Source organism: Streptomyces hygroscopicus (assembly GCF_026168105.1).
In the GTDB taxonomy this organism is placed as follows: Bacteria; Actinomycetota; Actinomycetes; order Streptomycetales; family Streptomycetaceae; genus Streptomyces; species Streptomyces hygroscopicus_D.
In genome coordinates this window covers 61,294-84,519 of record NZ_LBMW01000013.1, presented here as the reverse complement: position 1 = coordinate 84,519, position 23,226 = coordinate 61,294, and the positions used below count along the sequence as shown (strand labels likewise).

General features: G+C 70.9%; 17 protein-coding genes and 1 riboswitch. Of the genes, 2 read left to right on the top strand and 15 right to left on the bottom strand.

Annotated elements, in window-relative coordinates; all coding sequences use genetic code 11:
* Positions 1–67 precede the first annotated feature (67 nt).
* The 11 genes from AAW14_RS15390 to AAW14_RS15340 form a co-directional block, all read right to left on the bottom strand.
* Complete coding sequence (locus AAW14_RS15390; RefSeq protein WP_265564246.1) at positions 68–544, bottom strand: FtsB family cell division protein; 477 nt, start codon at positions 542–544, stop codon at positions 68–70.
* A gap of 100 nt (positions 545–644) precedes the next feature.
* Positions 645–1,931, bottom strand: coding sequence for a phosphopyruvate hydratase (eno, locus tag AAW14_RS15385; protein ID WP_265564244.1), 1,287 nt, complete (start codon positions 1,929–1,931; stop codon positions 645–647).
* 296 nt (positions 1,932–2,227) lie between these two features.
* Positions 2,228–2,908 carry a transglycosylase family protein gene (locus AAW14_RS15380; RefSeq protein WP_265564242.1) on the bottom strand — a complete coding sequence of 227 codons (681 nt, stop codon included), beginning with the start codon at positions 2,906–2,908 and terminating at the stop codon, positions 2,228–2,230.
* Between the two features lie 4 nt (positions 2,909–2,912).
* Positions 2,913–3,078, bottom strand: a riboswitch (cyclic di-AMP (ydaO/yuaA leader).
* Between the two features lie 198 nt (positions 3,079–3,276).
* Positions 3,277–4,308, bottom strand: coding sequence for a transglycosylase family protein (locus tag AAW14_RS15375; RefSeq protein ID WP_265564240.1), 1,032 nt, complete (start codon positions 4,306–4,308; stop codon positions 3,277–3,279).
* A gap of 178 nt (positions 4,309–4,486) precedes the next feature.
* The gene (locus AAW14_RS15370) at positions 4,487–5,794 is read right to left on the bottom strand and encodes a cytochrome P450 family protein (protein ID WP_265564239.1); all 1,308 of its coding nucleotides are present in this window, start codon (positions 5,792–5,794) and stop codon (positions 4,487–4,489) included.
* 158 nt (positions 5,795–5,952) lie between these two features.
* Positions 5,953–6,963, bottom strand: a complete 1,011-nt coding sequence (locus AAW14_RS15365; protein ID WP_265564237.1) for a nucleoside triphosphate pyrophosphohydrolase — start codon at positions 6,961–6,963, stop codon at positions 5,953–5,955.
* A gap of 77 nt (positions 6,964–7,040) precedes the next feature.
* Positions 7,041–7,691, bottom strand: coding sequence for a SurA N-terminal domain-containing protein (locus AAW14_RS15360; protein WP_265564235.1), 651 nt, complete (start codon positions 7,689–7,691; stop codon positions 7,041–7,043).
* 149 nt (positions 7,692–7,840) lie between these two features.
* On the bottom strand, positions 7,841–8,668 hold the full coding sequence (locus tag AAW14_RS15355; RefSeq protein WP_265564233.1) for a glycoside hydrolase domain-containing protein: 828 nt from the start codon (positions 8,666–8,668) through the stop codon (positions 7,841–7,843).
* A 163-nt stretch (positions 8,669–8,831) separates the two neighbouring features.
* Positions 8,832–10,313, bottom strand: a complete 1,482-nt coding sequence (locus AAW14_RS15350; RefSeq protein ID WP_265564374.1) for a serine/threonine-protein kinase — start codon at positions 10,311–10,313, stop codon at positions 8,832–8,834.
* 38 nt (positions 10,314–10,351) lie between these two features.
* Positions 10,352–10,918 carry a hypothetical protein gene (locus tag AAW14_RS15345; protein WP_265564231.1) on the bottom strand — a complete coding sequence of 189 codons (567 nt, stop codon included), beginning with the start codon at positions 10,916–10,918 and terminating at the stop codon, positions 10,352–10,354.
* Between the two features lie 127 nt (positions 10,919–11,045).
* Positions 11,046–13,070 carry an N-6 DNA methylase gene (locus AAW14_RS15340; RefSeq protein ID WP_265564229.1) on the bottom strand — a complete coding sequence of 675 codons (2,025 nt, stop codon included), beginning with the start codon at positions 13,068–13,070 and terminating at the stop codon, positions 11,046–11,048.
* Between the two features lie 234 nt (positions 13,071–13,304).
* Here AAW14_RS15340 and AAW14_RS15335 point away from each other — a divergent pair, with 234 nt between their 5' ends.
* A complete protein-coding gene (locus AAW14_RS15335; RefSeq protein ID WP_265564228.1) occupies positions 13,305–13,487 on the top strand; it encodes a hypothetical protein in 183 nt (60 codons plus the stop codon).
* A gap of 126 nt (positions 13,488–13,613) precedes the next feature.
* Positions 13,614–14,363, top strand: coding sequence for a hypothetical protein (locus tag AAW14_RS15330; RefSeq protein ID WP_265564226.1), 750 nt, complete (start codon positions 13,614–13,616; stop codon positions 14,361–14,363).
* 87 nt (positions 14,364–14,450) lie between these two features.
* On the opposite strand, the gene AAW14_RS15325 is transcribed toward AAW14_RS15330, so the two are convergent.
* The 4 genes from AAW14_RS15325 to AAW14_RS15310 all read right to left on the bottom strand — a co-directional run bounded on the left by AAW14_RS15325 (position 14,451) and on the right by AAW14_RS15310 (position 22,733).
* Complete coding sequence (locus AAW14_RS15325; RefSeq protein WP_265564224.1) at positions 14,451–15,191, bottom strand: HNH endonuclease family protein; 741 nt, start codon at positions 15,189–15,191, stop codon at positions 14,451–14,453.
* Between the two features lie 215 nt (positions 15,192–15,406).
* Positions 15,407–18,946 (bottom strand): transcription-repair coupling factor, encoded by a 3,540-nt coding sequence (gene mfd, locus AAW14_RS15320; protein WP_265564222.1) that lies wholly within the window; start codon positions 18,944–18,946, stop codon positions 15,407–15,409.
* 428 nt (positions 18,947–19,374) lie between these two features.
* Positions 19,375–21,948 carry an ABC transporter permease gene (locus AAW14_RS15315; protein ID WP_265564219.1) on the bottom strand — a complete coding sequence of 858 codons (2,574 nt, stop codon included), beginning with the start codon at positions 21,946–21,948 and terminating at the stop codon, positions 19,375–19,377.
* The gene (locus tag AAW14_RS15310) at positions 21,945–22,733 is read right to left on the bottom strand and encodes an ABC transporter ATP-binding protein (RefSeq protein ID WP_265564217.1); all 789 of its coding nucleotides are present in this window, start codon (positions 22,731–22,733) and stop codon (positions 21,945–21,947) included. The genes AAW14_RS15315 and AAW14_RS15310 overlap by 4 nt, the downstream gene beginning before the upstream one ends.
* Positions 22,734–23,226: the final 493 nt, after the last annotated feature.

Genomic DNA, 23,226 nt, shown 5'->3' with positions numbered 1-23,226 from the left:
ACAGCGGCTGTTCGGTTCACAGAGGTCTTGGGGTTCACAGCAGGTCTTGGGTTCACAGCGGTTCGGTTCACCGGTCGGACTGGTCGGCCTTGTCGACCCCGTCCCAGACGTTGGCGTACCAGGGGCGCGCGGCCGCGGTCCGCTCCAGGGGCGAGGGCCTGGCCGCGTGCGGGTCGATCACGATGTAGCCCGTCTCCCCCGGCATCACATAGTGCAGTCGCTGACGGATCTGCTGCTCCGCGTACGCATCGTCCTGCCAGCGCGCCTTGAGGTCGCGTAGCTGTTCGACCCGCCGACGGGCCTGCTCCTGCTGCCGTTCCAGATCGGCGACCTGGGCGCGCTGGGAGACGTACTGCCTCATCGGGTACGCCAGTGCCACGACCAGCGTGCACAGGACGAGCGCGAGGAGGGCGGCGCGGCCCGTGAGCCGGGAGCGGCGGGCCTGCCGTTTGGTCTGGGAGCGGTAGACCCGTGCGGCCGTCTGCTCGCCGAGCAGCCGCAGTCTGGTCGCGGTGGAGAACCGGTCGCGGTCCCTCCCGGCCATGTCTCCCGCCTCCCCTTCATACGTGCGTACGTCCCCGCACACGGTACGGGACCGGGTACGGGGACGTACGGAGGACCGGCTGGGGCCTGGCCCCGGTTGGTCAGCCCTTGAAGCGGGGGAACGCGCTGCGGCCGGCGTACACCGCGGCGTCGTCGAGGATCTCCTCGATGCGCAGCAGCTGGTTGTACTTGGCGACGCGCTCGGAGCGGGCCGGGGCACCGGTCTTGATCTGGCCGCAGTTGGTGGCGACGGCCAGGTCGGCGATGGTGACGTCCTCGGTCTCGCCGGAGCGGTGGGACATCATGCACTTGTAGCCGTTGCGCTGGGCCAGCTCGACGGCGTCGAGGGTCTCGGTCAGCGAGCCGATCTGGTTGACCTTGACGAGCAGCGCGTTGGCGGCGCCGTCCTCGATGCCCTTGGCCAGGCGCTCCGGGTTGGTTACGAACAGATCGTCGCCGACCAGCTGGACCTTGTCGCCGAGCTTGTCGGTGATGACCTTCCAGCCGGCCCAGTCGTCCTCGAACAGCGGGTCCTCGATGGAGACGAGCGGGTAGGCCGCGACGAGCTCCTCGTAGTACTCCGTCATCTCGGCGGCGGAACGCTCCTTGCCCTCGAAGACGTACTTGCCCTCCTTGTAGAACTCGGAGGCGGCGACGTCGAGGGCGAGGGCGATCTGCTCACCGGGGACGTACCCGGCCTGCTTGACGGCCTCGAGGATGAGGTCGAGGGCCTCGCGGTTGGAGCCCAGGTTCGGGGCGAAGCCGCCCTCGTCGCCGAGGCCGGTGGACAGGCCCTTGGACTTCAGGACGGACTTGAGCGTGTGGTAGACCTCGGCACCCCAGCGCAGGGCCTCGGAGAAGGACTCCGCGCCGATCGGGGCGATCATGAACTCCTGGATGTCCACGTTGGAGTCGGCGTGCGAGCCGCCGTTCAGGATGTTCATCATCGGCACCGGCAGCAGGTGCGCGTTGGGGCCGCCCAGGTAGCGGAAGAGCGGAAGGTCGCTGGCCTCGGAGGCGGCGTGCGCGACGGCGAGGGAGACGCCGAGGATGGCGTTGGCGCCGAGGGAGCCCTTGTTGTCGGTCGCGTCCAGGTCGAACATGGCCTGGTCGATCAGGCGCTGCTCGGTGGCGTCGTAGCCGACCAGCTCCGGGCCGATCTGCTCGATGACGGCGAGGACGGCCTTCTCGACACCCTTGCCCTGGTAACGGTTGGGGTCACCGTCGCGGAGCTCGATGGCCTCGAAGGCGCCGGTGGAGGCGCCGGACGGAACGGCGGCACGACCCGTGCTGCCGTCGTCGAGGCCGACCTCGACCTCGACCGTGGGGTTGCCTCGGGAGTCCAGGATTTCCCGGGCTACGACGACGTCGATGGACGGCACGAGCATCTCCTTCTTGGAATGTGACGCTGAGAGTGCGGGGCACCTTGCGACTAGAGCCTAACCGCCCCGGGCCATCGGCCGGCCGACCGACCGTCCCGTGGACAGGGTGACGGTACCAATTGTTCCAGATCGGAACAAAGGGGGGGCGCTGGGCGAACAGAAAAGGAAAAAGCCCCGCTCCGGTGCGTACGGGGGAACACGCACCGGAGCGGGGAGCCCATGGGGACGAGGGCTGTCCTCACGGGGCCTCCATTGGGAGACCCCTCGCAGGAGGACTCTGCGTCCCGGCTACCAGCCGCCTGTCACTTCAGGTGCAGCTGCTGGCCCGGGTAGATGAGGTTGGCGTCCTGGATGATGTCCTTGTTCAGCTCGAACAGCTTCTGCCAGCCGCCCTGGACCCGGTGCTTCTGGGCGATCGCGCTGAGGGTGTCACCCTTGACGACCTTGTACTCGCCGTTGCCCTTCTTGACCTTCTTGCCGGTCGGGGTGGTGACGGTCTTCTGCGGAGCCGGACCCCGAGCCGAGCGGGAGGCCGCCTGCTGCCCGCTCGAGTGGGTGGTGGTGCTCTTCGCGCTGTCGGCCGGGGTGCTGCTCGCGCCCCCGCTGTACGGGGTGCTGGACAGACCCTTGCCGCAGACCGGCCAGGCCCCCTTGCCCTGACCGGCGAGGACCTTCTCGGCGATCGCTATCTGCTGGCCCTTGGAGGCCAGGTCGGCGCGCGGAGCGTAGGCGGTGCCGCCGTACGCGGCCCAGGTGGAGTTGGTGAACTGCAGACCGCCGTAGAAGCCGTTGCCGGTGTTGATGGACCAGTTGCCGCCGGACTCGCACTGGGCGACGGCGTCCCACTCGGAGGCGGTGGCGGCGGAGGCGTTGCCGGCCGCGAGCAGCGGGGCGGCGACGGCGGCGCCGGTGACACCGGCGAGCGTGATGGCGCGGACGGCCTTGGACGGGCGACGGTGCTTGCCCTTGCCGGAACACAGCATGGTTCGATCCCCTCACCGACGCCTGCGAGGTGAGCTGTCGGGTTCGGGCCGGTTGAGTTGCCCGGCCGCGCACCTTTCGGCGCGCGGCTTCACCCCAAGCCGCCCCGGCCAACTTCCGGGCGCGGCACTTACCTTGGGTCCCCCGCTCCTGCCTACGGCGCTTGACGCGACGACTGTTCCCGTACGGCCGCTGGCAGGATTCGGCGTTGCAACCGCAGGGGCCCGCTGTGGCGAGCGGTCACGACCGTAAGCAGTCGAACCGGTGAATTTCAAAGACGATCAGGGCCTCTGAGACCCATCTCTCACTTTCACCAAACCGGACATTCAGTGCGAAGCAGGGCGTTAAATGCCGCCGCACGAACGGCAGTTCAGTGCTGCGCGGCGGGCGCCTCGACATCGAGGGCAAGGCTCTGACCGGGGAGGATGAGGTTGGGGTCGGCGCCGACCGTCGCCTTGTTGGCGTCGTACAGAGCCGCCCATCCACCCGTGACGTCCAGGGAGTCGGCGATGGTCGACAGGCTGTCTCCGGGGCGGACGGTGTACGAGCCGTCGGCGGTGGCGCGTGCGTCGCCGGAGCCGCGCGAGGCGTGCCGCCCGTACGAGTCGCCCGTTCGACTGCCCGCGGCGCCCCCGTCGGCGCTGCCGCCGCGATGACGGCCCGCCCCGGTGTCATCGCTCGCACTCCCGCTCGAAGAGGCGCCGTTCTGGCCGGACTTGTCCGACTCGTTGCTCTTCGAGGTGGCCGCTGCCGAGCCGCCCGAACCCTCGGAGCCGCTCGCAACCGCGCCACCCCCGGCGGAGTCGGCACCCCCCGTCGAGGAGGGGGACGCGGAGGAGGGCGAGGACGACGAGGGGGAGATGGCGGGAGAGGAGGAAGGGGACGAAGACGTCGACGGAGCTGCCGAAGTGGACGACTGGGACGAGGTGGATGATTCGGACAGCCCGGAGTCGATACCGGAGCCCGAGGTGGACGCACTTCCGGCCGATTGCCCGGCGAGGCCGGTGTCGACTCCCGCAGAACCGGAGTCCTTGTTCAGGCCGGAGGTCAGCCCGCAGACCGGCCAGGCGGAGACACCCCGGGCCGCGAGGACCTTCTCGGCGACGGCGATCTGCTGCGAGCGGCTCGCCTGGTCCGGGCTGGCGGCGTAGTCGAGGCCGCCGTACTTGTCCCAGTCGTCCTGCGACAACTGGAGACCGCCGTAGCGGCCGTTACCGGAGTCGGCGCTCCAGGAGCCGCCGCTCTCACACTCCGCGACCTGATCCCAGGTGGTGCCGCCCGCCGCGCTCGCACCGGTCGCACCGAGGAGCGGGATCGCGATCGCTGAGCCGGTCACCCCAGCCGCAACGAGGAGAGCCGGAGCCTGACGGGGGCGACGGTGACGACCGTTCCCGGAGAGCATGCGGTTGCCTTTCACACGACAGCAGTGACCAACGCGGCGGCTGTGGCGTACCGCCGCGTTGCTGCGTGAACGTATCGGCACTCGATCGCTTGTCACAAGTCAATGCAGCGCAGATCACGTGAAGATCACGGAGTTGAGGAATTGTCACCTTCCTGTGATCATCGGCGTGTTCGCCATGTCATCCCCCGGCCTCGGCGGTATGGCGACGACTCTCCGGAACTGGTGCGAACTCCACAGGAAGCGTGCGCAATCCGCGCATAATGAGCCCGCCGCGCCATCGCAAATCGGCCGAATCCCCCGCGAGTTGCAGGTCCGGGATACGAGTGAGGAGCGTGGCGAGCGCGGTCTGCCCCTCCAGACGGGCGAGGGGGGCGCCGAGGCAGTAGTGGATGCCGTGTCCGTATCCGAGGTGCTGGTTGTCGCGGCGGGAGAGGTCGAGGACGTCGGGGTCGGTGAACCGCTCCGGATCCCGGTCGGCGGCCGCGAGTACGACGAGCACCGGATCCCCGGCGGCGATGTCCTGCCCGCCGATGGTGAGCGGCTGCGTGGCGAACCGCCAGGTGGCCAGCTCGACCGGGCCGTCGTAGCGGAGGAGTTCCTCGACACCGGTTTCGAGGAGGCCCCGATCCCCGCGGACGAGGGAGGCCTGGAGACGGGCCCGCTGCTCGGGGTGGGTCAGGAGAGCGTACGTTCCGTTGCCGATGAGGTTGACGGTGGTCTCGAACCCGGCGAACAGCAGGATGAAGGCCATGGCGGCAGCCTCGTTCTCGGTGAGGTGCTCGCCGTGGTCGGAGGCGCGGATGAGCCCGGAGATGAGGTCCTCACCTGGGCCGGGCGCGTCCGGCAGGGCCTCGCGCTTGCGGTGGATGAGGTCGGCCAGATACCCCCGCATCTTCTTCACGGACCGGGCGACCCCGCCCCGGGGCCCTCCGCCGTGCCGGATCATCATGCCTGCCCAGTCCCGGAAGTCGTCCTGGTCCTCGGGCGGGACGCCGAGCATGTCGCAGATCGCGTAGATGGGGAGCGGGAAGGCGAACTCATGGATGAGGTCGGCGGAGCCGCGGTCCGCGAACTGGTCGATCAGGTGATCGGTCAGCTCCTGCACCCGGGGGGCGAACTCGGCGACGCGCCGGGGCGTGAAGGCCTTGGAGACGAGCCGGCGCAGCCGGGTGTGGTCCGGCGGGTCGATGTTCAGCAGGTGCGTCATCAGCTCGGCCTTGCGCTCGCCGGGGATACCGGTCTTGCCCTTGGCGTGCGCGGGCTCGTCGTGATGCGCCGGGTTCTTGCTGAGCCGCTGGTCGGCGAGGATCTGCTTGGCGTCGGCGTACCGCGTGACCAGCCAGGCCTCCACACCACTGGGCAGCTTGGTCCTGTGCACGGGGGCGTGCTCGCGGAGCCAGGCGTAGGCGGGGTAGGGGTCGGCGGCGAACTCCCAGGTGAAGAGGTCGGGGGCGGGAGGCCGGGGGTGGCGGGGCTGGTTGGTCACTCCTCGACGGTATCCGGCGGGTCGGGCAGTGCGGCGAGGCCGGGCGACCGCTCCGTGCGAGCTCGCACGCGACGGCCCTCGCGCCCATCGCCACCAGGATCTTCAACTCCGCATCCGGCAAGCCCCCTTGTCCACCGGACCCCCACGGACAGCGGTACTCAGCCCGAGGCCTCCACCCCTCGGATCGCGTCCCGATAGGCCCGCGCCGCCGCCCGAAGTGCCGCCTCAGGGTCCACTCCGTCCGCCTCGGCTCGCACCGCCAGGGCGAGCAGCTCGTAGCCGATGCCCTCTCCGTTCGGCAGGGGGACCTCCAGCGCGGCTGTACGCACCCGGGACGCAAGCTTCGATGCCAGGGCGAGGCCGGGCTGGCCCAGGGGGATGCCCTCGGTCACCGATGTGCGCTGCTTCTCGACCGCCTTCGTGCGCAGCCAGTGCTCCTTGACCTCCTCCGGCGTCGTCGCGGTCTCGTCGCCGAAGACGTGCGGATGGCGGTGGATGAGCTTGGCGACGATGCCGCCCGCGACGTCGTCGATGGAGAAGGGCGTGTCCGGGTCCTCCTCGGCTATCCGGGAGTGGAAGACCACCTGGAGCAGGACGTCACCCAGTTCCTCGCGCAGTTCGTCGCGGTCGCCCGCTTCGATCGCCTCGACCAGCTCGTACGCCTCCTCGATGCCGTACTTGGCCAGGCCCTCGTGGGTCTGCCGCGAGGACCAGGGGCACTCGGCGCGGATGCGGTCCATGACCTGGACGAGGTCGAGGAGGCGGGCACCCGGGAGGTCGTACGACGCGGGAAGCAGCTCCAGCTGAGGCATCCGCACCCGTCCGGAGCCCGCCAGCCGGGCCAGGCCGTCGGTGAGGTGCGGCTCGCCCTCACCGGTCGCGACGACGACCACCGTGCTGCCGCCCGCGCAGGCGTCGACCAGTGCCCGAGCGGTCGGGGCGGCCTGCTCCACCGCTATGCCCGCCTCGCGCAGATAGGGCAGCTGCGGATGCGCGCCGTCCGCGCACAGGACCCGGTCGGCGTCGCGCAGCGCCTGCCAGGCGGGCCAGGACAGGAGCCCGGGCGCGACCCGGTGGCTGGTGGTGAGCAGGACGACGCGTCCCGGGTCGGCGGCCGCGTCCGGACCCCGCCCCGGGTCGGGGGCGTCTTCGAAGCTGGTTGCGTTCACCCTTCGAACGTAACCCACGTCACCGACAGCCCCTGAAGTTGTCCACAGGCCCGGCGCGCGCCCGCCCGGGCGGCCGACTACGCCGCCTGCGGCGCCGGGGTCGTGACCTCCTTGACCCAGGGCGTCTTCGCGTCCACGCGGCTGCTCCTCTGGACGTCCCACGTGCCGTAGCGGGGATTGAGGTCGACGCGGAGTTCCCTGGACGCCCCCGACATCGCCTTCCAGAACGCGGCCTTGCCGTCGGTCGTGTTCATGTCGGCGCCGAGCGCGGCGGCCAGCTTCTGCGCCTCGATCTCGGTGTGGAGGCTGTCGTCGAGGCGTGCGGGGGCCACTCCGTACTGCTGCAGCCATGCCGACTGCAGCTCCTTCGTGCCGCCTGCCTGCTGCACCAGGCTCGTCCGCATCCGGTCGACGTCCCTGCGGGTGACGCTCACGCCCGCGTCCTGGGCTGCGCGGTCCAGAACCCGGTCGAGGACCAGGCTGTGGAGCGTGTCCCGGGTGAGACTGCTGGTCCGGGCGACCGTCTGTTCGTACTGGGCGTCGTCCGGGGCGGCGGCGCGCTGGGCCGCGCGCACCTCGTTCACCCGGCTCTCCAGCTGTGCGACGGTGATCCGCTCCCCTCCGACGACGGCCGCGGCGCCCGGATGGGGGGTGCCCCCGCATGCGGTGAGGAGAGGGGCCGCGGCCAGGGCGGCACTGAGGGCGATCGCGGTGCGACGGCGGTGCAAGGTGGCCTCCCGAAGGGATTGTGCGACGGTGCACAAAGTCTTGCGGTGATCGATGGTAGGCAGTGGCCCAGCTCTGGCCAACCCATTCGACCAACGATTCGCACGGACTTCGGGCACCGTCGCGCCCCGCCTTTGCCCCGCCGGGGTGGTCAGCCCGTGATCGCGACCGGCGCGTCCCAGGCGTCGCGGTCCACGGTGATGGTGTAACCGCCGCGCGTCTCCTTGCTGTTGACCAGGTACTGATGCGCACGGCTGTGGTCGGTGTACTGGGTGGCGCCGAACGGCCAGTCCTTGGTCGTCGTGTACTGCTTGTCCCACAGCGCGTACCAGAGGTTGCCCGGCAGGTCGGTGCGGTCGGTCGCGTTGGCGATGGCCTTGGCGCTGGAGCTGGTGAAGCCGTAGAAGCCGGCGCGGTACGTCTTGGCGCGAAGTCCCTTGTCGAAGGCGCGGACGTACGTCAGCACGGCGTCGTTGCACGACTTGTTCGTGATGTCGTACGGCTCCATGTCGAGGTAGATCGGGCTTCCGGTCTTCATACCGAGCGCCGATGCCTTGGCCACCGCGTCGGCCGCGTCGCTCGCGCCCAGCGAGGCGGCGGTGGACGCGGTGAGCTTCTCCGGGTTGGAGCTGGTCTGGCAGGGCGGCTGGGCACCGACGTAGATCGGGACGAGCTTCCAGCCGATGGAGCTGACCGACTTCACCCAGGAGGCGGTGAGGTTGGGCTGGCTGCAGCCTCGGTTCCGGCCGCCGACGTAAACGGCGGCGGCTCCGTAGAAGCCGTCGTGCCAGCCCTTCATCGCGGCGAGCGAGGGCGCGGAGCAGGTGTCGAAGGCCTGTCCCGTGTATGTCCTCTGGGCGGGCCAGGTGGTGGCCGCCATCGAGGTCTGTGCGGCGATCCCGGTCCCGGCGACGGCGGCGGCGCCGGCCACGGACCAGGCGATGTATCTGCGCTTCTTCGACAGCCGATGGCTCGACATGGACGGCCCCACCCCTGATTGTGCGATTCGTTGTGCGAGTGATGCGTGCAGGACGCAAGCGGACGCAACCTAATGGACGGCGCGTCCGTGATCGGAAAACTTAATCCCTTGGCTCGCACAAGATCACCCCAAGAGGCGGTAAAGCATGCGCCTCATGCACCTCTCAGCCCCGTACCTGTCCCAGCCACTGGAGGGTCCGGCGGACGTCCACCGCCAGCGGATGGCCGGGACCGCGCAGGCGTTCCACGTCGTGCAGGAGCCGCAGGAGCGTGTCGTGGGCGGCGGGACGGTCGCCGAGGGCGAGGAGCAGATGGCCGATGCGACGGCGGACGTCATGGGCGAGTTCCGGGTCGCCGGCAACGTACTGGTTCTCGTAGTACGGCAGCAGCGCGCGGTACTCGGCGAGCGCGGCCACCGGTTCGCCGAGCTGCTCCAGGCACTGCGCGGCGTCGTAGCGGAAGCGCAGCGACTGCGGATCCGCCTGGCCCGCCTCGGCGGCGCGTTCGTCGGCGAGACGGCGCAGTTCGGGCAGCGCCCGCCGGTACTGGCCGTCGTCCATGAGGGTGGCCGCGTACTGCTTGCGCAGGGTGCGGACGACCGGCGAGTGCTCGCCGTGCTGGACGGCGGCCGCCGGGAGGATTGCGCCGAGGATGTCGACGGCCTGGGTGATACGGCCCTCGCCCAGCAGGCGCTTGACCTCGTCGACGGCGCCCGCGACATCGGGTTTCTCGACCGCCGGAGCGGGCTGCGGCTGGGGCGCCGGGGTCCGTGAACGGTCGGGCCACGGGGCGTGCGGGCGGAGAAAGGGGCGGGTGGGATCGAGAGGAGCACCCGTGGGCATGCCGCGCGCCGGGAGGAGCGGGAGCAGCTGCTCGTACGTCTCCTGCGCCGAGGCCGGGCGGTGCTGCGGGTCCTTGGCGAGCAGGCCGAGCACAAGGGATTCCAGCGCCTCGGGCACCTCGGGACGCACCCGGCGTACGGGCACCGGGGGCTCGTAGAGGTGGCGGTGCAGCACGCCGAGCGCGGTGGCGCCGGTGAACGGCACGTCCCCACTGAGGAGTTCGTGCATGAGCACACCCAGCGCGTACAGGTCGGTGTACGGGCCGACCGCGCCGCCCATCGCCTGCTCGGGCGCCATGTAGGCGGGCGAGCCGATGGGCGAACCGGTGTGGGTGAGGCGGGTCGTGTCCGTGTCCATCACGGATGCCACGCCGAGGTCGAGGACGGTGACCGTGCCGTCCTGCTTGACCATCACGTTGCGGGGCTTCAGGTCGCGGTGGACGATCGGCACGGCGTGCACGGCGGAGAGCACGGCGCACAACTGCGCGGCGACGGCCACCACCCACTGCCAGGGGTAGGGATCGTGCTCGGCGAGATGGTCGGCGAGGTCGGCCCCGTCGACGTACTGCATGACGAGGTACAGCTCCTCGCCCTCGCTGCCCGCGTCGTGGACGGTGACCAGGCCCGGGTGGTCGACCTGTGCGGTGACGCGGCACTCGCGCAGGAAACGGCGGCGCAGCTCGTCGGCCTCCTGGCCGGCGACCTTGTCGGGGCGCAGCAGCTTGACGGCGACCCGCCGGTCCAGCCGCCGGTCGTACGCCGTCCAGACCTGGCCCATACCGCCCTGGCCGATGAGCGTGGACAGTTCGTAGCGGCCTGCGACGACGCGTCCGGTCGCCCCGCTCACCTCTCGCCCTCGTGCTTGCGCAGATAGTCGCTGAGCTCGTCGAGCTCGGCCCGGACCTGGTCGATGCGCGCGGGCGCGGGACGCCCCGGCTGCGGGGGCGGCGTGGGCGCGTACGGGGGCGGGGGCGTCCTGGCGGGCTGCGTGGCGGCGTACGGCTGCGCGGGCGGGTAGCCGTAGCCCTGCTGGGGCGGCTGCGGCGGCATGTATGCCGTGGTTCCCTGCGCCGGTCCCATGGGCGGCGCGGTGCGGTGGTGGCCTATGTCGAACACCACGAAGTACGCGCCGCTGAGCGCGCCGAGGAGGAGGATGACGGTGAGAGCGAGGTCGCCCCGGTGGTCGCTCTCCGGGACGGAACCGACGACGGCGAGGCCGCCGATGGACACGGGCAGGCTGATCCAGGCCAGGAGCCAGTCCGCCGCTTTGCCGCGCAGCACGGCGACGCGGAACAGCGGCAGGCACGCGAGCAGTCCGCAGCTGAGGAAGCCGGCGATGGCGAACAGCACCCGCAGGGTGATGACCGTGCCCGAACTGCGAGTGGGCGGCGCCGCGCCGTGGCCGTACATGACTGCTCCTGGGACCGGGTGAGGACGGACGTACGAGTGTCGAGGTCCGAGCGTATAGCCCGACTCGGACAGACGGTCACGGGTTGCGCGGAACCGTTGTCGTACCGGGAGGAGGACGACGGAGTCGTCAGTCGGGCGCGACCGTCCCGTCGGTCAGGCCGTCGTGCAGGCCGCGGACGAGTTGTTCGCCGATGCGGCCCGCCTGCCGCAGGGCGTCCTCGAACGCGGCGAGCGCCCGGAAGCGCTCGCCGTAACGGTGTTGCTGGTCGAGGGGGAGCCGAGGCAGCTGGAGGCGGCGCACGTCGAGCCGGGTCGCGGTGGAGGCGTAGCTGCTGGCCTGGCGGTTGTTGGCGGTGCCGCGCAGGAACCCGGCGAGGAACCAGGGGTCGAGCTCGGCGGGGTCGGGGCGCAGCAGGGAGACGTTGCGCCCCAGGGCGGCTCCGGCGGTCCCCCGGTCGATCACACGCGCGACGGCGCCGCCGCCGAGGACGGGCACGACGACGTCGCCCTCCTCGACGAGGACCGGTTCCTCTCCGCTCTCGGGCAGGGTCCCGGAGGGTGCGGTGCCGGCCAGGACGTCGTGGTCGGTGAGCACGCGCGTGTGGGGGCCGTTGCCGCCGGTGCGCATCACCAGGGCGCCGCCGCGGGCGAGTTCCCCGACGGTGGTGAGCGGCCAGCGGGCCCGCGCGGCGGTGTCGGCCGGGGGCGGGGTGAGATCGGCGGTGAGACGGAGGGTGTCGTCGAGACGGGTGCGCAGGGCCGCGAGTTCCTCGGCACCGCCGCCCGCCGACGGCGGGGGGAGATGACGGGCGGGGGCCAGGTCGACGTCGTCGTCGAGGAGTTCGATGACGGGTACGCAGCGGCTCACTCCCGGTACGTCGGGTGCGGTTCCGGTGCGGGCGAACGGTCGCCACGCGTCGAGGACGGCGGTGCGCACGACCCCCCAGTCCGGGCCGCCGCGGCCCTCGACGGCACCCGCTCCGGCATCCGTGAGCAGCAACTCGGGCTGGGCGGGCGCCCTTTCGGGGCGGCGCAGCACCCACAGGTGCAGCGGGATGTTGTACGGGGGTGCCGCGCCCACCGGCAGGGCGATCACGGCACGCAGGGCGCCGCGGCGCAGCAGATCGGCGCGGATACGGCGGCCCGAGCGACGGGAGGCGGCGGCGGGCGGCATCAGCAGGACGGCGGTGCCGCCGTCCTTGAGGCGGGCCAGCGCGTGCTGCACCCAGGCGAGTTCGGATTCGGTGCGGGCCGGGAAGCCGTACTCCCAGCGGGGGTCGTAGGCGAGTTCGTCATGGCCCCAGTTGCGCTCGTTGAACGGCGGGTGGCACAGCACGGCGTCGGCCCGGAGGGTGTCGAACGCGTCGGCCCTGAGGCTGTCGCCGACGGCGGTGCGGACGGCGGCCTTCCTGTGCAGTGCGAGGCGCAGCGCGGTGAGCGCGGCGAGTGAGGGGTCGCTGTCCTGGCCGTGGAGTTCCTGGCCGGGGGCGGGGGCGACGGCGCACAGCAGGGCGCCGGTGCCGCAGGCCGGGTCGAGGACGCTGCGGGCGGGCCCGGCGAGGTCGGCCATCAGGGCGGCGAGGTCCGGCGGAGTGAGCGTGTACTGGCGCGGGTTGGCGTCGAGGTGCCGGCCGAGCAGGAACTCGTACGCTCCCGGTGCGCCCAGTTCCGCTGCGAGGTCGGCGGCGCCGCGCAGGAGGGGGGCCGACGGCAGGAGCCGCGCGGACGTCGGGGTGGCCACTGCGGGCTGCCGGAGCACTCCGAAGCGCGGCGTGAGCACCTGTTCGAGGGCGGTGGGCAGCAGCGCGGCGAGACGTTCGTCGGAGCCGGCGCTCGCCTCCTGCCAGACCGTGGGCCGGTCGTGGACGAGCACAAGGACGCAGCCCGCGTGGACGAGGGCGGTGACGGGTCCCTCCGGGTGTCCGGCGATGTGCTGCCACACACGCTCGCGCAGGGGTACCTCGGCGAGCTTGCCCTGACGGCGCAGCCAGTCCTCGACCTCCGCGAGCGCGAAGGAGGGGCTGGTCTCGGTGCCGCCGACCGGTTTGGGGAAGTCGGCGTGGCGGCGGCGCCAGTTGCTGACGGCGGCGCGCCCCACCCCCGCGAGCCGGGCGATTCCGGCGGCGGTCACCTCTGTCCCGTTGTCCTGCACCGGCCGGCTCCCCTCTGCCCTGTGCGGCGCCGTCGTGGTCCGTCGCGGCGCCCTCCCCGTGTGACGTCGAGCATACCGACCCACGCAGGATCCACCCCTTCACGCACGTGTACTGGACTCGACCCTTACGTCATGTTGACTCGGTTCACAGGCTCTGGTCTTATTGACGCACCGAACGAGCGATCTGCCGAAACGGCGGATCTCCGTCGAGCCAGGGGAGGAACCGTCGTGGGCATGCTGAGCAGGATCGTGCCGGGGGCCGTCTTCGGCGGGGTCGTCATCGGCAGGGTGCCGGCGCACGCGGGCAACAACCAGGCGGCCGGGAACGGCGGCAAGGGGGCCTCCGCCTCGGCGGGGGAGCGCTCCGACGCCTACTTCAAGACCACCGGCTGCGGGGGCTGGAAGAAGACATCCTGACCCGCCGCCCCGGCAGTCCCGTTCCACCCTGCCCGGCAGGGCGCCCGGTCACACGGTGCCCCCGGCTCCCTCCGCCTGCCCGCACATCCGATCTCATCGCACGTCACCTCACTTCAAGGAACTCCCATGCGTCGCACCGCACTTGCCGCCCTCTGTCTCGCCGCCGCGGCCACCACGGGACTCACCGGCTGTCTGCCCGGCCAGAACAAGGCGGACGACAAGCCCAAGGGGCCCTTCGCCGGGCTGACCGGCGGCGAGATCGCCGACCGGGCCCTGAAGGCCACCACGGGTGCCACCTCGCTGCGGATGAAGGGGGACGTCCCCGACGACCAGAGCAGCGGCACGATCTCGATGGACCTTGCCCTGAACAAGAAGGGCGAGTGCGCCGGCACGATGAGCATGGACGGGCAGGGCAAGGCCGACCTCGTCAAGACCGGCGACACCATCTACATGAAGTACGACGCGGCGTTCCTGCGCGCGCAGAGCAAGGGCGAGTCCAAGGCCGACACGGACGCGGTCGTGGCCATGATGGCCGGGAAGTGGACCAAGATGTCCGCCAAGGGCAAGGACGCCAAGGACATCGCGAGCTTCTGCGACCTGAGCACGGTGCTGGGCGGCGCCGGGGACATGAACTCCGACGCGACCCGCTCAACGACCACCACGGTGGACGGCACTCCGGCCGTCATCCTGCAGGAGAAGGACGGCAAGGACCGCTACACGCTGTACGTCGCCACACAGGGCAAGCCGTACCTGCTGAAGGTGACCAGCACCTCCAAGAAGGACCCCGGCACGCTCTTCTTCAGCGACTACGAGAAGCCCGTGCCGGCCACCGCGCCCAAGGGCAAGGTCCTCGACCTGGACAAGCTGAACGGCTGACACGAGCGGGGCGGCAGGGTCCGGCCCGGCGCACCCCGCGCCGGTCCGGACCTCGCGCCGTGCGGACCTCGCGCCGTGCGGGCCTCGTCAGCCTTCGTGGAACCGCGTGGGCGCCTCGGTCGGGTTGCCGCCCGTCGGCAGCTTCTGGTCGGGGCAGGCCGACAGCACCTTCTTCATGGCCTCCTTCTCCGCGTCCGTGACCCACAGTTCGTACTTCTTCTTCACGGCCACCTGCGCGGCGACGTACGTGCAGCGGTAGGCCTTGTTCGGCGGGAGCCACGTCGACGCGTCGCCGTCGCCCTTGCTGCGGTTGGGGGCCGCGCCGACCGCCAGGAGGTTGAGCGGGTCGTTGGCGAGGGCGATGCGCTTGCCGGCGTCCCAGTACGTGGCGCCCTTCTGCCAGGCGTCCGAGAGCGCCACGAGGTGGTCGATGTCCACCAGGCTGCGGCCCCGTGTGTAGGTGACGTCCTCACCGCCGTACGGGTCCGGTTGCAGCACGCCCGAGGCGACCTTGCAGGTGCCGCCGGTGAACTTCACGTTCTTCAGGTCCCTCTTGAGGATGTCGTCGCGGGTGTCGCACCCGTTGGAGTCCGTGTCCGCCCACGGTGTGCCGAACCGGTCCCTGCTGTACCCCGTCTTCGGCGCCCGCCCCTTCACGGTCAGCGAGTCGACCGCGGCAAGGGCGGTGCCACCCGCCGCCGTTCCCTTCGGGCCCGCGGACCCCTTCGTCTCCTGCGGCCCCGCGGACCCTGTCGTCCCCTTCGTGCAGCCGCTCACGGCCACCAGGACCAGAGCAGCGGCGGCGACCCCACCCCTCAGACGCACCACTCGACGCCCTCCCCTTGCATGTACCGCTTTTCCGAACCGCCCTCCACGGGTGCGGTTCACTGATCTCACGGTAGCCGCCGGGAGTCATGTCCATACCACCCGCAGGGGGGAAACGGGTGCACGCCGGGCGTATCACCAGTGGTGAGAGGAGTCCGGTACGAGCCCTCAGCCACGAGCCCAGGTGCGAGCCCCGAGCCCCAAGCCCCGGAAAGCGCCTACGACCCCAGGACCGACGTCAGGAACTCCCCGACCCATCCCAGCAACTCCCGCCCCACCAGCGGCTTTCCGCCCACCTTCGCGGTCTTGGGGCGGGGCACCAGCACTTGGTGCAGCGCCGGCTTGATGACGGTTCCCGGGTAGAGCCGCTTGACCCGCAGCTCCTGGGACTCCCTCAGCTCAACCGGGGCGAAGCGGATGTTGTTGCCCTGGAGGACGATCTCGCCCACCCCGCACGCGCGGGCCAGCATGCGCAGGCCCGCCACCAGGAGGAGGTTCTCGACCGGCTCCGGGAGCTTGCCGTAGCGGTCGACGAGTTCCTCGCGGACGGACTTGATGTCCTCCTCCGAGTTGGCGGAGGCGATGGCGCGGTACGCCTGCAGGCGCAGCCGCTCGCCGGGCGCGTAGTCGTGCGGGACGTGCGCGTCGACCGGCAGCTCGATCTTGACCTCGAGCGGCGGCTCCTCCTCGACGCCGCCCTCCAGGGACGCCCGGTAGTCCGCGACCGCCTCGCCGACCATCCGTACGTACAAATCGAAGCCCACGCCCGCGATATGACCCGACTGCTCGCCGCCGAGCAGATTGCCCGCGCCGCGGATCTCCAGGTCCTTCATCGCCACGTACATACCCGCGCCCATCTCCGTGTGCTGCGCGATGGTCGCGAGGCGCTCGTGGGCCGTCTCGGTCAGCGGCTTCTCCGGCGGGTACAGGAAGTACGCGTAGCCGCGCTCGCGGCCCCGGCCTACGCGGCCGCGCAGCTGGTGCAGCTGGGAGAGACCGAAGTTGTCGCCGCGCTCCACGATCAGCGTGTTGGCGTTCGAGATGTCGATGCCCGACTCGACGATCGTCGTGGAGACCAGGACGTCGTACTTCTTCTCCCAGAAGTCGACGACCACCTGCTCCAGCGTCTGCTCCGACATCTGGCCGTGGGCGGTGGCGATGCGCGCCTCCGGGACGATCTCCCGCAGACGCGCCGCGGCCCGGTCGATCGACTCCACCCGGTTGTGGATGTAGAAGACCTGGCCCTCGCGCAGCAGCTCGCGGCGGATGGCGGCGCCGATCTGCTTCTCCTCGTACGGCCCGACGAAGGTCAGTACGGGGTGCCGCTCCTCCGGCGGGGTGGTGATCGTGGACATCTCGCGGATGCCCGTCACCGCCATCTCCAGCGTGCGCGGGATCGGGGTCGCCGACATGGTGAGCACATCGACGTTGGCGCGCAGCTTCTTCAGCTGCTCCTTGTGCTCGACGCCGAAACGCTGCTCCTCGTCGACGACCACCAGACCGAGGTCCTTGAACTTCGTCTCCGACGAGAACAGACGGTGCGTGCCGATCACGATGTCCACCGAGCCGTCCCGCAGGCCCTCCAGCGCCGCCTTCGCCTCGGTGTCCGTCTGGAAGCGGGACAGCGCCCGCACGTTCACCGGGAACTGTGAGTAGCGCTCGCTGAACGTGCCGAAGTGCTGCTGCACCAGAAGCGTGGTCGGTACGAGGACGGCGACCTGCTTGCCGTCCTGCACCGCCTTGAACGCGGCCCGGACCGCGATCTCCGTCTTTCCGTAACCCACGTCGCCGCAGATCAGGCGGTCCATCGGGACCGACTTCTCCATGTCCTCCTTGACTTCGGCGATCGTGGTGAGCTGGTCCGGCGTCTCCGCGTAGGGAAACGCGTCCTCCAGCTCGCGCTGCCATGGCGTGTCCGCGCCGAAGGCGTGGCCGGGCGCCGCCATCCGCGCGCTGTACAGCTTGATCAGATCCGCGGCGATCTCCTTGACCGCCTTCTTCGCGCGCGCCTTCGTCTTCGTCCAGTCGGCGCCGCCGAGGCGGTGCAGCGTCGGGGCCTCGCCGCCGACGTACTTGGTGATCTGCTCCAGCTGGTCGGTCGGGATGTAGAGGCGGTCGCCGGGCTGGCCGCGCTTGGCCGGGGCGTACTCCACCACCAGGTACTCGCGGGTGGCGCCCTGGACCGTGCGCTGCACCATCTCGATGTAGCGGCCCACGCCGTGCTGCTCGTGGACGATGTAGTCGCCGGCCTCCAGGGTCAGCGGGTCGATCGTCTTGCGTCGGCGGGCCGGCATGCGGGCGCCGTCGCGTCCGGCGGCCTTCTGGCCGGAGAGGTCGGTCTCCGTGAGGACGGCGAGCTTGAGCGCCGGGTCCACGAAGCCGTAGTCGATCGAGCCGCACGACACGTGCACGACCGACGGGGACAGCTCCCCGAGGTCGGCGTCGAGGCGGGCCGCGATGCCCTCGTTGCCCAGCACCTCGACCGTGCGGGCCGCGGGGCCGTGGCCCTCCGTCACGAACACCGCGCGCCAGCCGTCGGCGAGCCAGCCCTTGGTGTCGGCGAGGGCCTTCGCGGTGTCGCCGCGGTAGGTCTCGGGGGCGTGCATGCCGAGCTTGAGGGTGTCCCCGTCCAGGGTGTCCAGCTCGTCGTCCGCCGCGAACGGCGACACCGACCACCACATCATGCCCAGCTCACGCGCCCGGTCCCGGACGTCCGCGATCGACCACAAGGAGGCCGCGCCCACATCGATCGGCGCGTCACCGCCGCCCGCCGTGGCCGCCCAGGACGCCTGCAGGAACTCCCGGCTGGTCGCCACCAGGTCGGCGGCCCGGGTGCGCACCCGCTCCGGGTCGCAGACGACGGCCATGGCGCCCGCGGGCAGCACGTCGAGCAGCAGCTCCATGTCGTCGACCAGCACCGGGGCCAGCGACTCCATGCCCTCGACGGCGATGCCCTCGGCGATCTTGCCGAGCAGTTCGCCCAGCTCCGGGTGCTGCTCGGCCAGGGCGGCGGCCCGCTGCCGTACCTCGTCGGTGAGCAGCAGCTCACGGCAGGGCGGGGCCCACAGGCCGTGCTCGGCGACCTCCAGGGAGCGCTGGTCGGCGACCTTGAAGTAGCGGATCTCCTCGACGTCGTCGCCCCAGAACTCGATGCGCAGAGGGTGTTCCTCGGTGGGCGGGAAGACATCCAGGATGCCGCCGCGCACGGCGAACTCGCCGCGCTTCTCCACCAGCTCCACCCGGGAGTACGCGGCCGCAGCCAGGGCGTCCACGATGTCGTTCAGATCCGCCTGCTGCCCGGTTCTCACCGCGACCGGCTCCAGGTCACCGAGGCCCTTGACCTGGGGCTGGAGCACGGAGCGTACGGAGGCGACGACGACCGAGACCGGGCCGGTCTCGGGGTCGTCGGAGCTGGGGTGGGCGAGCCGTCTGAGCACGGCGAGGCGGCGGCCGACGGTGTCGCTGCGGGGGCTGAGCCGCTCGTGCGGGAGGGTCTCCCACGACGGGTACTCCACGACGCTGTCGGACGGCAGCAGGGTGCGCAGCGCGGCGGCCAGGTCCTCGGCCTCGCGGCCCGTGGCGGTCACGGCGAGTACGGGCCGGCCGGCGTCCCGGGCCAGGCCTGCCACGGCGAAGGGGCGCGCGGCCGGGGGGCCGACCAGGTCGACGTGCATCCGGTTGCCGTCGGTGGCGGCCTTCACCGCTTCCGCGAGTGCGGCGTCCTTGACGACGGCGTCGAGCAGACCGTGAAGGCTCATGAAGGGGTATCCCGTCCCGGGTGGGCAACACGAACACCCGGCCGCGAGGTTTCGGGGGCCGGGGCTGTCCAGCGTACGACGCTGCGCTCGAGTGCGTCGGTCCTGTGGACAACCCCGGGTGTGCCAGGCGGCCGGAGTCGGGGGTGACCACCCGGGGCCGGCCGCAGGCCCCCGCTTCGGCGCACGGCTTCGTCGTCGAACTCCTGACGGGCTGGATCTGCCGTGCGGCCCGTGCTCTACCGCCTGGACGCATCCGGCTGTCCGGCCCGTGGCTGGGCGGCGGGGTGCCGAAAGGCAAGGCCCGGCGGCGGGGTGCCGAAAGGCAAGGCCCGGCGCCGGAGAGCCGCTGCTCCCCGGCGCCGGGCCGTCCCCCGTTGCACCGCACTCCCCGCCCGTGGTGCCCCCCGGCATCACGGACGCCGCGGTGGCTACTCCGTCGCGATCGCGTTCAGTACGTTCATCCGGCCCGCCCGGAACGCCGGGATCAGAGCCGCGAACAGGCCCACGAACGCCGAGCCGATGAAGACTCCGATGATCGTGCCCCACGGAATCTCGAGGACCTTCAGGCCCTCCAGGGCCAGGAGCTTCTGGGCAGTCGCGCCCCAGCCCATGCCCAGGCCGAGGCCCAGGAGAGCGCCGAAGAGCGCGATGACCACCGACTCCAGGCGGATCATGCGGCGCAGCTGGCGGCGCGAGAGGCCGATCGCGCGCATCAAGCCGATCTCCCGGGTGCGCTCCACCACCGACAGGGCGAGCGTGTTGATCACACCGAGGACCGCGACAATGATCGCCAGGGCGAGCAGGCCGTAGACCATGTTCAGCAGCTGTCCGACCTGGTTGCGCAGTTCCTTCTTGTAGTCGGTCTGGTCGCGGACCTGGTACTGCGGGTACGGCTGGAGCGACTTCTTCAGCGCCGCGTACGCCTGCTTCTCCTGGCCGTCCTTCGCCTTGGCGAACATGATCTGGTTCGGCGGGACGCGGTCGGCCGGGACGTACTTCTCCATCGTCGTGATGGACAGGTAGCGGGCTCCCTTGTCGAGCGACGTGTTGTCGTTCGTGATCGCGGCGACCTCGAGCTTCGCCGTCCGGCCCTCCTGGAAGGCGACGGTGAGGGTGTCACCGACGTGCACGCCGTGCTTCTTGGCGTAGTCGGAGCCCACCGACATCGCGTCCGTGCCGTACGCCGCCGAGAGCTCCCCCGCCGTCGTCGTGCGGCGCAGATCACTCGCGTACGACGGGTCCGCCGCCGTCACGCCGCTGTCCTCGGTCTTCCCGTCGGGCGAGGTCAGCTTGGCGGAGAGCAGCTTGTAGCGGGTGACGTGAGCGAGGCCGGGCGTCGCCTCAATGGCCTTCTCGGCCTGCGGTACGACCCGCTGGTTGCCCTGGACGATGAAGTCCGCGCCCACCGACCTGTCCAGCTCGTCCGTCGCGGAGGCCACCATCGAGGAGCCGACCACCGACAGGCACGCGACCAACGCGAGCCCGATCATCAGCGCCGCTCCGGTGGCGCCCGTGCGCCGCGGGTTGCGCAGCGCGTTGCGCTCGGCCATGCGCCCGACGGGGCCGAACATCCGCAGCAGCACCACGCTGATCGCCCGGACCACGCCCCCCGCGAGCAGGGGGCCGACCACCACGAAGCCGACCAGGGTCAGGACGACTCCCACGCCGAGCACCAGCGAACCGTCGCTGGCCTTCTTCACCGTCGCCGCCGCGTAGAGCGCGAGGCCGCCGGCGGCCGTGAGCACCAGGCCGATGATTCCCCGCACAAGACCCGCCTTGCCGTCGGCGGGGGTGCCCGCGTCGCGCAGCGCGGCCATCGGGGAGACCTTGCCGGCGCGACGTGCCGGCAGGTAGGCGGCGAGGACCGTCACCACGACACCCAGGAGCACGCCGGCCACCGGGGTCGTCGCCTTGACCGTCAGATCGCGGGTGGAGAGGTCCATGCCCAGGGACGACATGAGCTTCATCAGGCCGACCGCGATGCCGACGCCTGCGCCCACCCCGAGCACCGAGCCGAAGAAGCCCAGCAGCAGGGCCTCGACCAGTACCGACCGGTTGACCTGCTTGCGGGACGAGCCGATCGCCCGCATCAGACCGATCTCGCGGGTGCGCTGGGCGACCAGCATCGAGAAGGTGTTGATGATCAGGAAGATGCCCACCAGGAACGCGATACCGGCGAAGCCGAGCATGGCGTACTTGATGACGTTCATGAACGCGCCCACGCTCTTGCGGTTCTCGTCGGCGTGCTCCTTCTGGGTCTGGATCTTGAAGGAGCCCGTGCCGGCGAGCGCCCGTGTGACGTTCCCCTTGAGCTGCTCGTCACTGACGCCGGCTGCCGCCGTGATGTTGAGGTGGGTGAACCGGCCGGTGGCGCCGAGCAGTTCGCGCTGGGCGGTCGCGGTGTCGAAGTAGACGACGGCGGCACCCGGGTTGGTCACCTTGAAGGTGGCGATGCCGACGATCCGCGCCTTGAAGTCGCCGGTGACCGCGATGGTGCGCAGTTCGTCGCCGAGCCGCAGGTGGTGCTTGTCGGCGGTGTCCTTGTCGACCATCGTCTCGGCCGGGCCGCTCGGCGCATGCCCCTGGCTGATCTCCATGGACCGCAGGTCGTTCTTCGTCCAGTTGCCCGCGATGGTGGGCGCGCCGGTGGACGACCCCATGTTCTCGTTACGGCCGTTGACGACGGTCACGTTCATCGAACTGACCCCGCCCTCGGCGGACTTGACGCCCGCGACCGTACGCGCCCGCTCCAGCACGGAGGCCGGAATCGATTCGGGCTTGCCGCTCTGCGGGTTCCCGTCGTCGCTCTTGGCGGTCCCCGGCGTGACCGTCACGTCGGAGGCGGTCGCCGCGAAGAGCTTGTCGAACGTCGTGTTCATCGTGTCGGTGAAGACAAGGGTGCCGCAGACGAAGGCCACCGACAGCAGGACCGCGATGGCGGACAGCGCCATACGTCCCTTGTGCGCGAAGAAGTTGCGCAGCGAGGTCCTCAGGACGGTCATGACGTGCGCCCCCGGGCGTCGAAGTCCTTCATACGGTCCAGGACCTGCTCCGCGGTGGGCTGGCGCATCTCGTCGACGATCCGGCCGTCGGCCAGGTACAGCACGCGGTCGGCGTACGAGGCGGCGACCGGGTCGTGCGTGACCATCACGATGGTCTGGCCGAGCTCGTCGACCGAGCGGCGCAGGAAGCCCAGCACCTCGGCGCCGGCCCGCGAGTCGAGGTTTCCGGTCGGCTCGTCACCGAAGATGATCTCGGGACGGGCGGCCAGGGCGCGGGCCACCGCCACGCGCTGCTGCTGGCCGCCGGAGAGCTGGTTGGGCCGGTGCTTGAGCCGGCCGGCCAGGCCGACCGTCTCCACGACCCGCTCCAGCCAGGCGCGGTCGGGCTTGCGGCCCGCTATGTCCATGGGCAGCGTGATGTTCTCGATCGCGTTGAGCGTCGGCAGGAGGTTGAACGCCTGGAAGATGAAGCCGATCCGGTCCCGGCGCAGCTGGGTGAGCTTCTTGTCCTTCAGGCCGGTGATCTCGGTTTCGTCGAGGAAGATCTGACCGCTCGTCACCGTGTCGAGCCCGGCCAGGCAGTGCATCAGGGTGGACTTGCCGGACCCCGAGGGGCCCATGATCGCGGTGAACTGGCCGCGGGCGATGTCCACATCGACATGGTCCAGGGCGACGACCCGGGTCTCCCCGGCCCCGTACGCCTTGACGACCTGGCGCGCCCGCGCGGCGACGGCCGTACGCCCTCCAGTACCCCCGTGCCTGGGGATGGTCACGGCCGATGTCATGGTGAGTCTCCTATGTCGGTCAGCTGAGAAGCGTGAAGTGTGCTGTGTGGCGGACGGTTGGCGTAGGGGCTCTGTCCGGTGACCGGGTCGGAACCCCGATTCGGTTCACGTTCCGGCCCGTCAGATCACCGCATTCCGCGCTCGGTCCCCCGACGAGTCTGGCGTCGAGGACGGCCCGGCGCGCTGGTGCACGGCCCCGTCTTCCGCTGGGGACAACCCCACCCCCTTTTGGTGCGGCCGGCACCACCCCCGTGCGTGCCGACCGCTGCCCAGCGGCGTAAAGCCAGGTTAAGGACGGTCCTGGCCTGTCTCGTCCTCCGCCGGGACGAACCCTCCCCGGGCCCTGGTACGGAGATCCCCCTAGGGGCTGTCCACCGGAGGGTGGAGCTTTTCTCAGGGTTGGCTCCACCCTCCGGCGCAGTCAGCCTCCACCCTCCCGCAGCGTCAGGGTCAAGTGGGAAACTTGCGTGCGGCGGACAAGCACAAGGGGGCA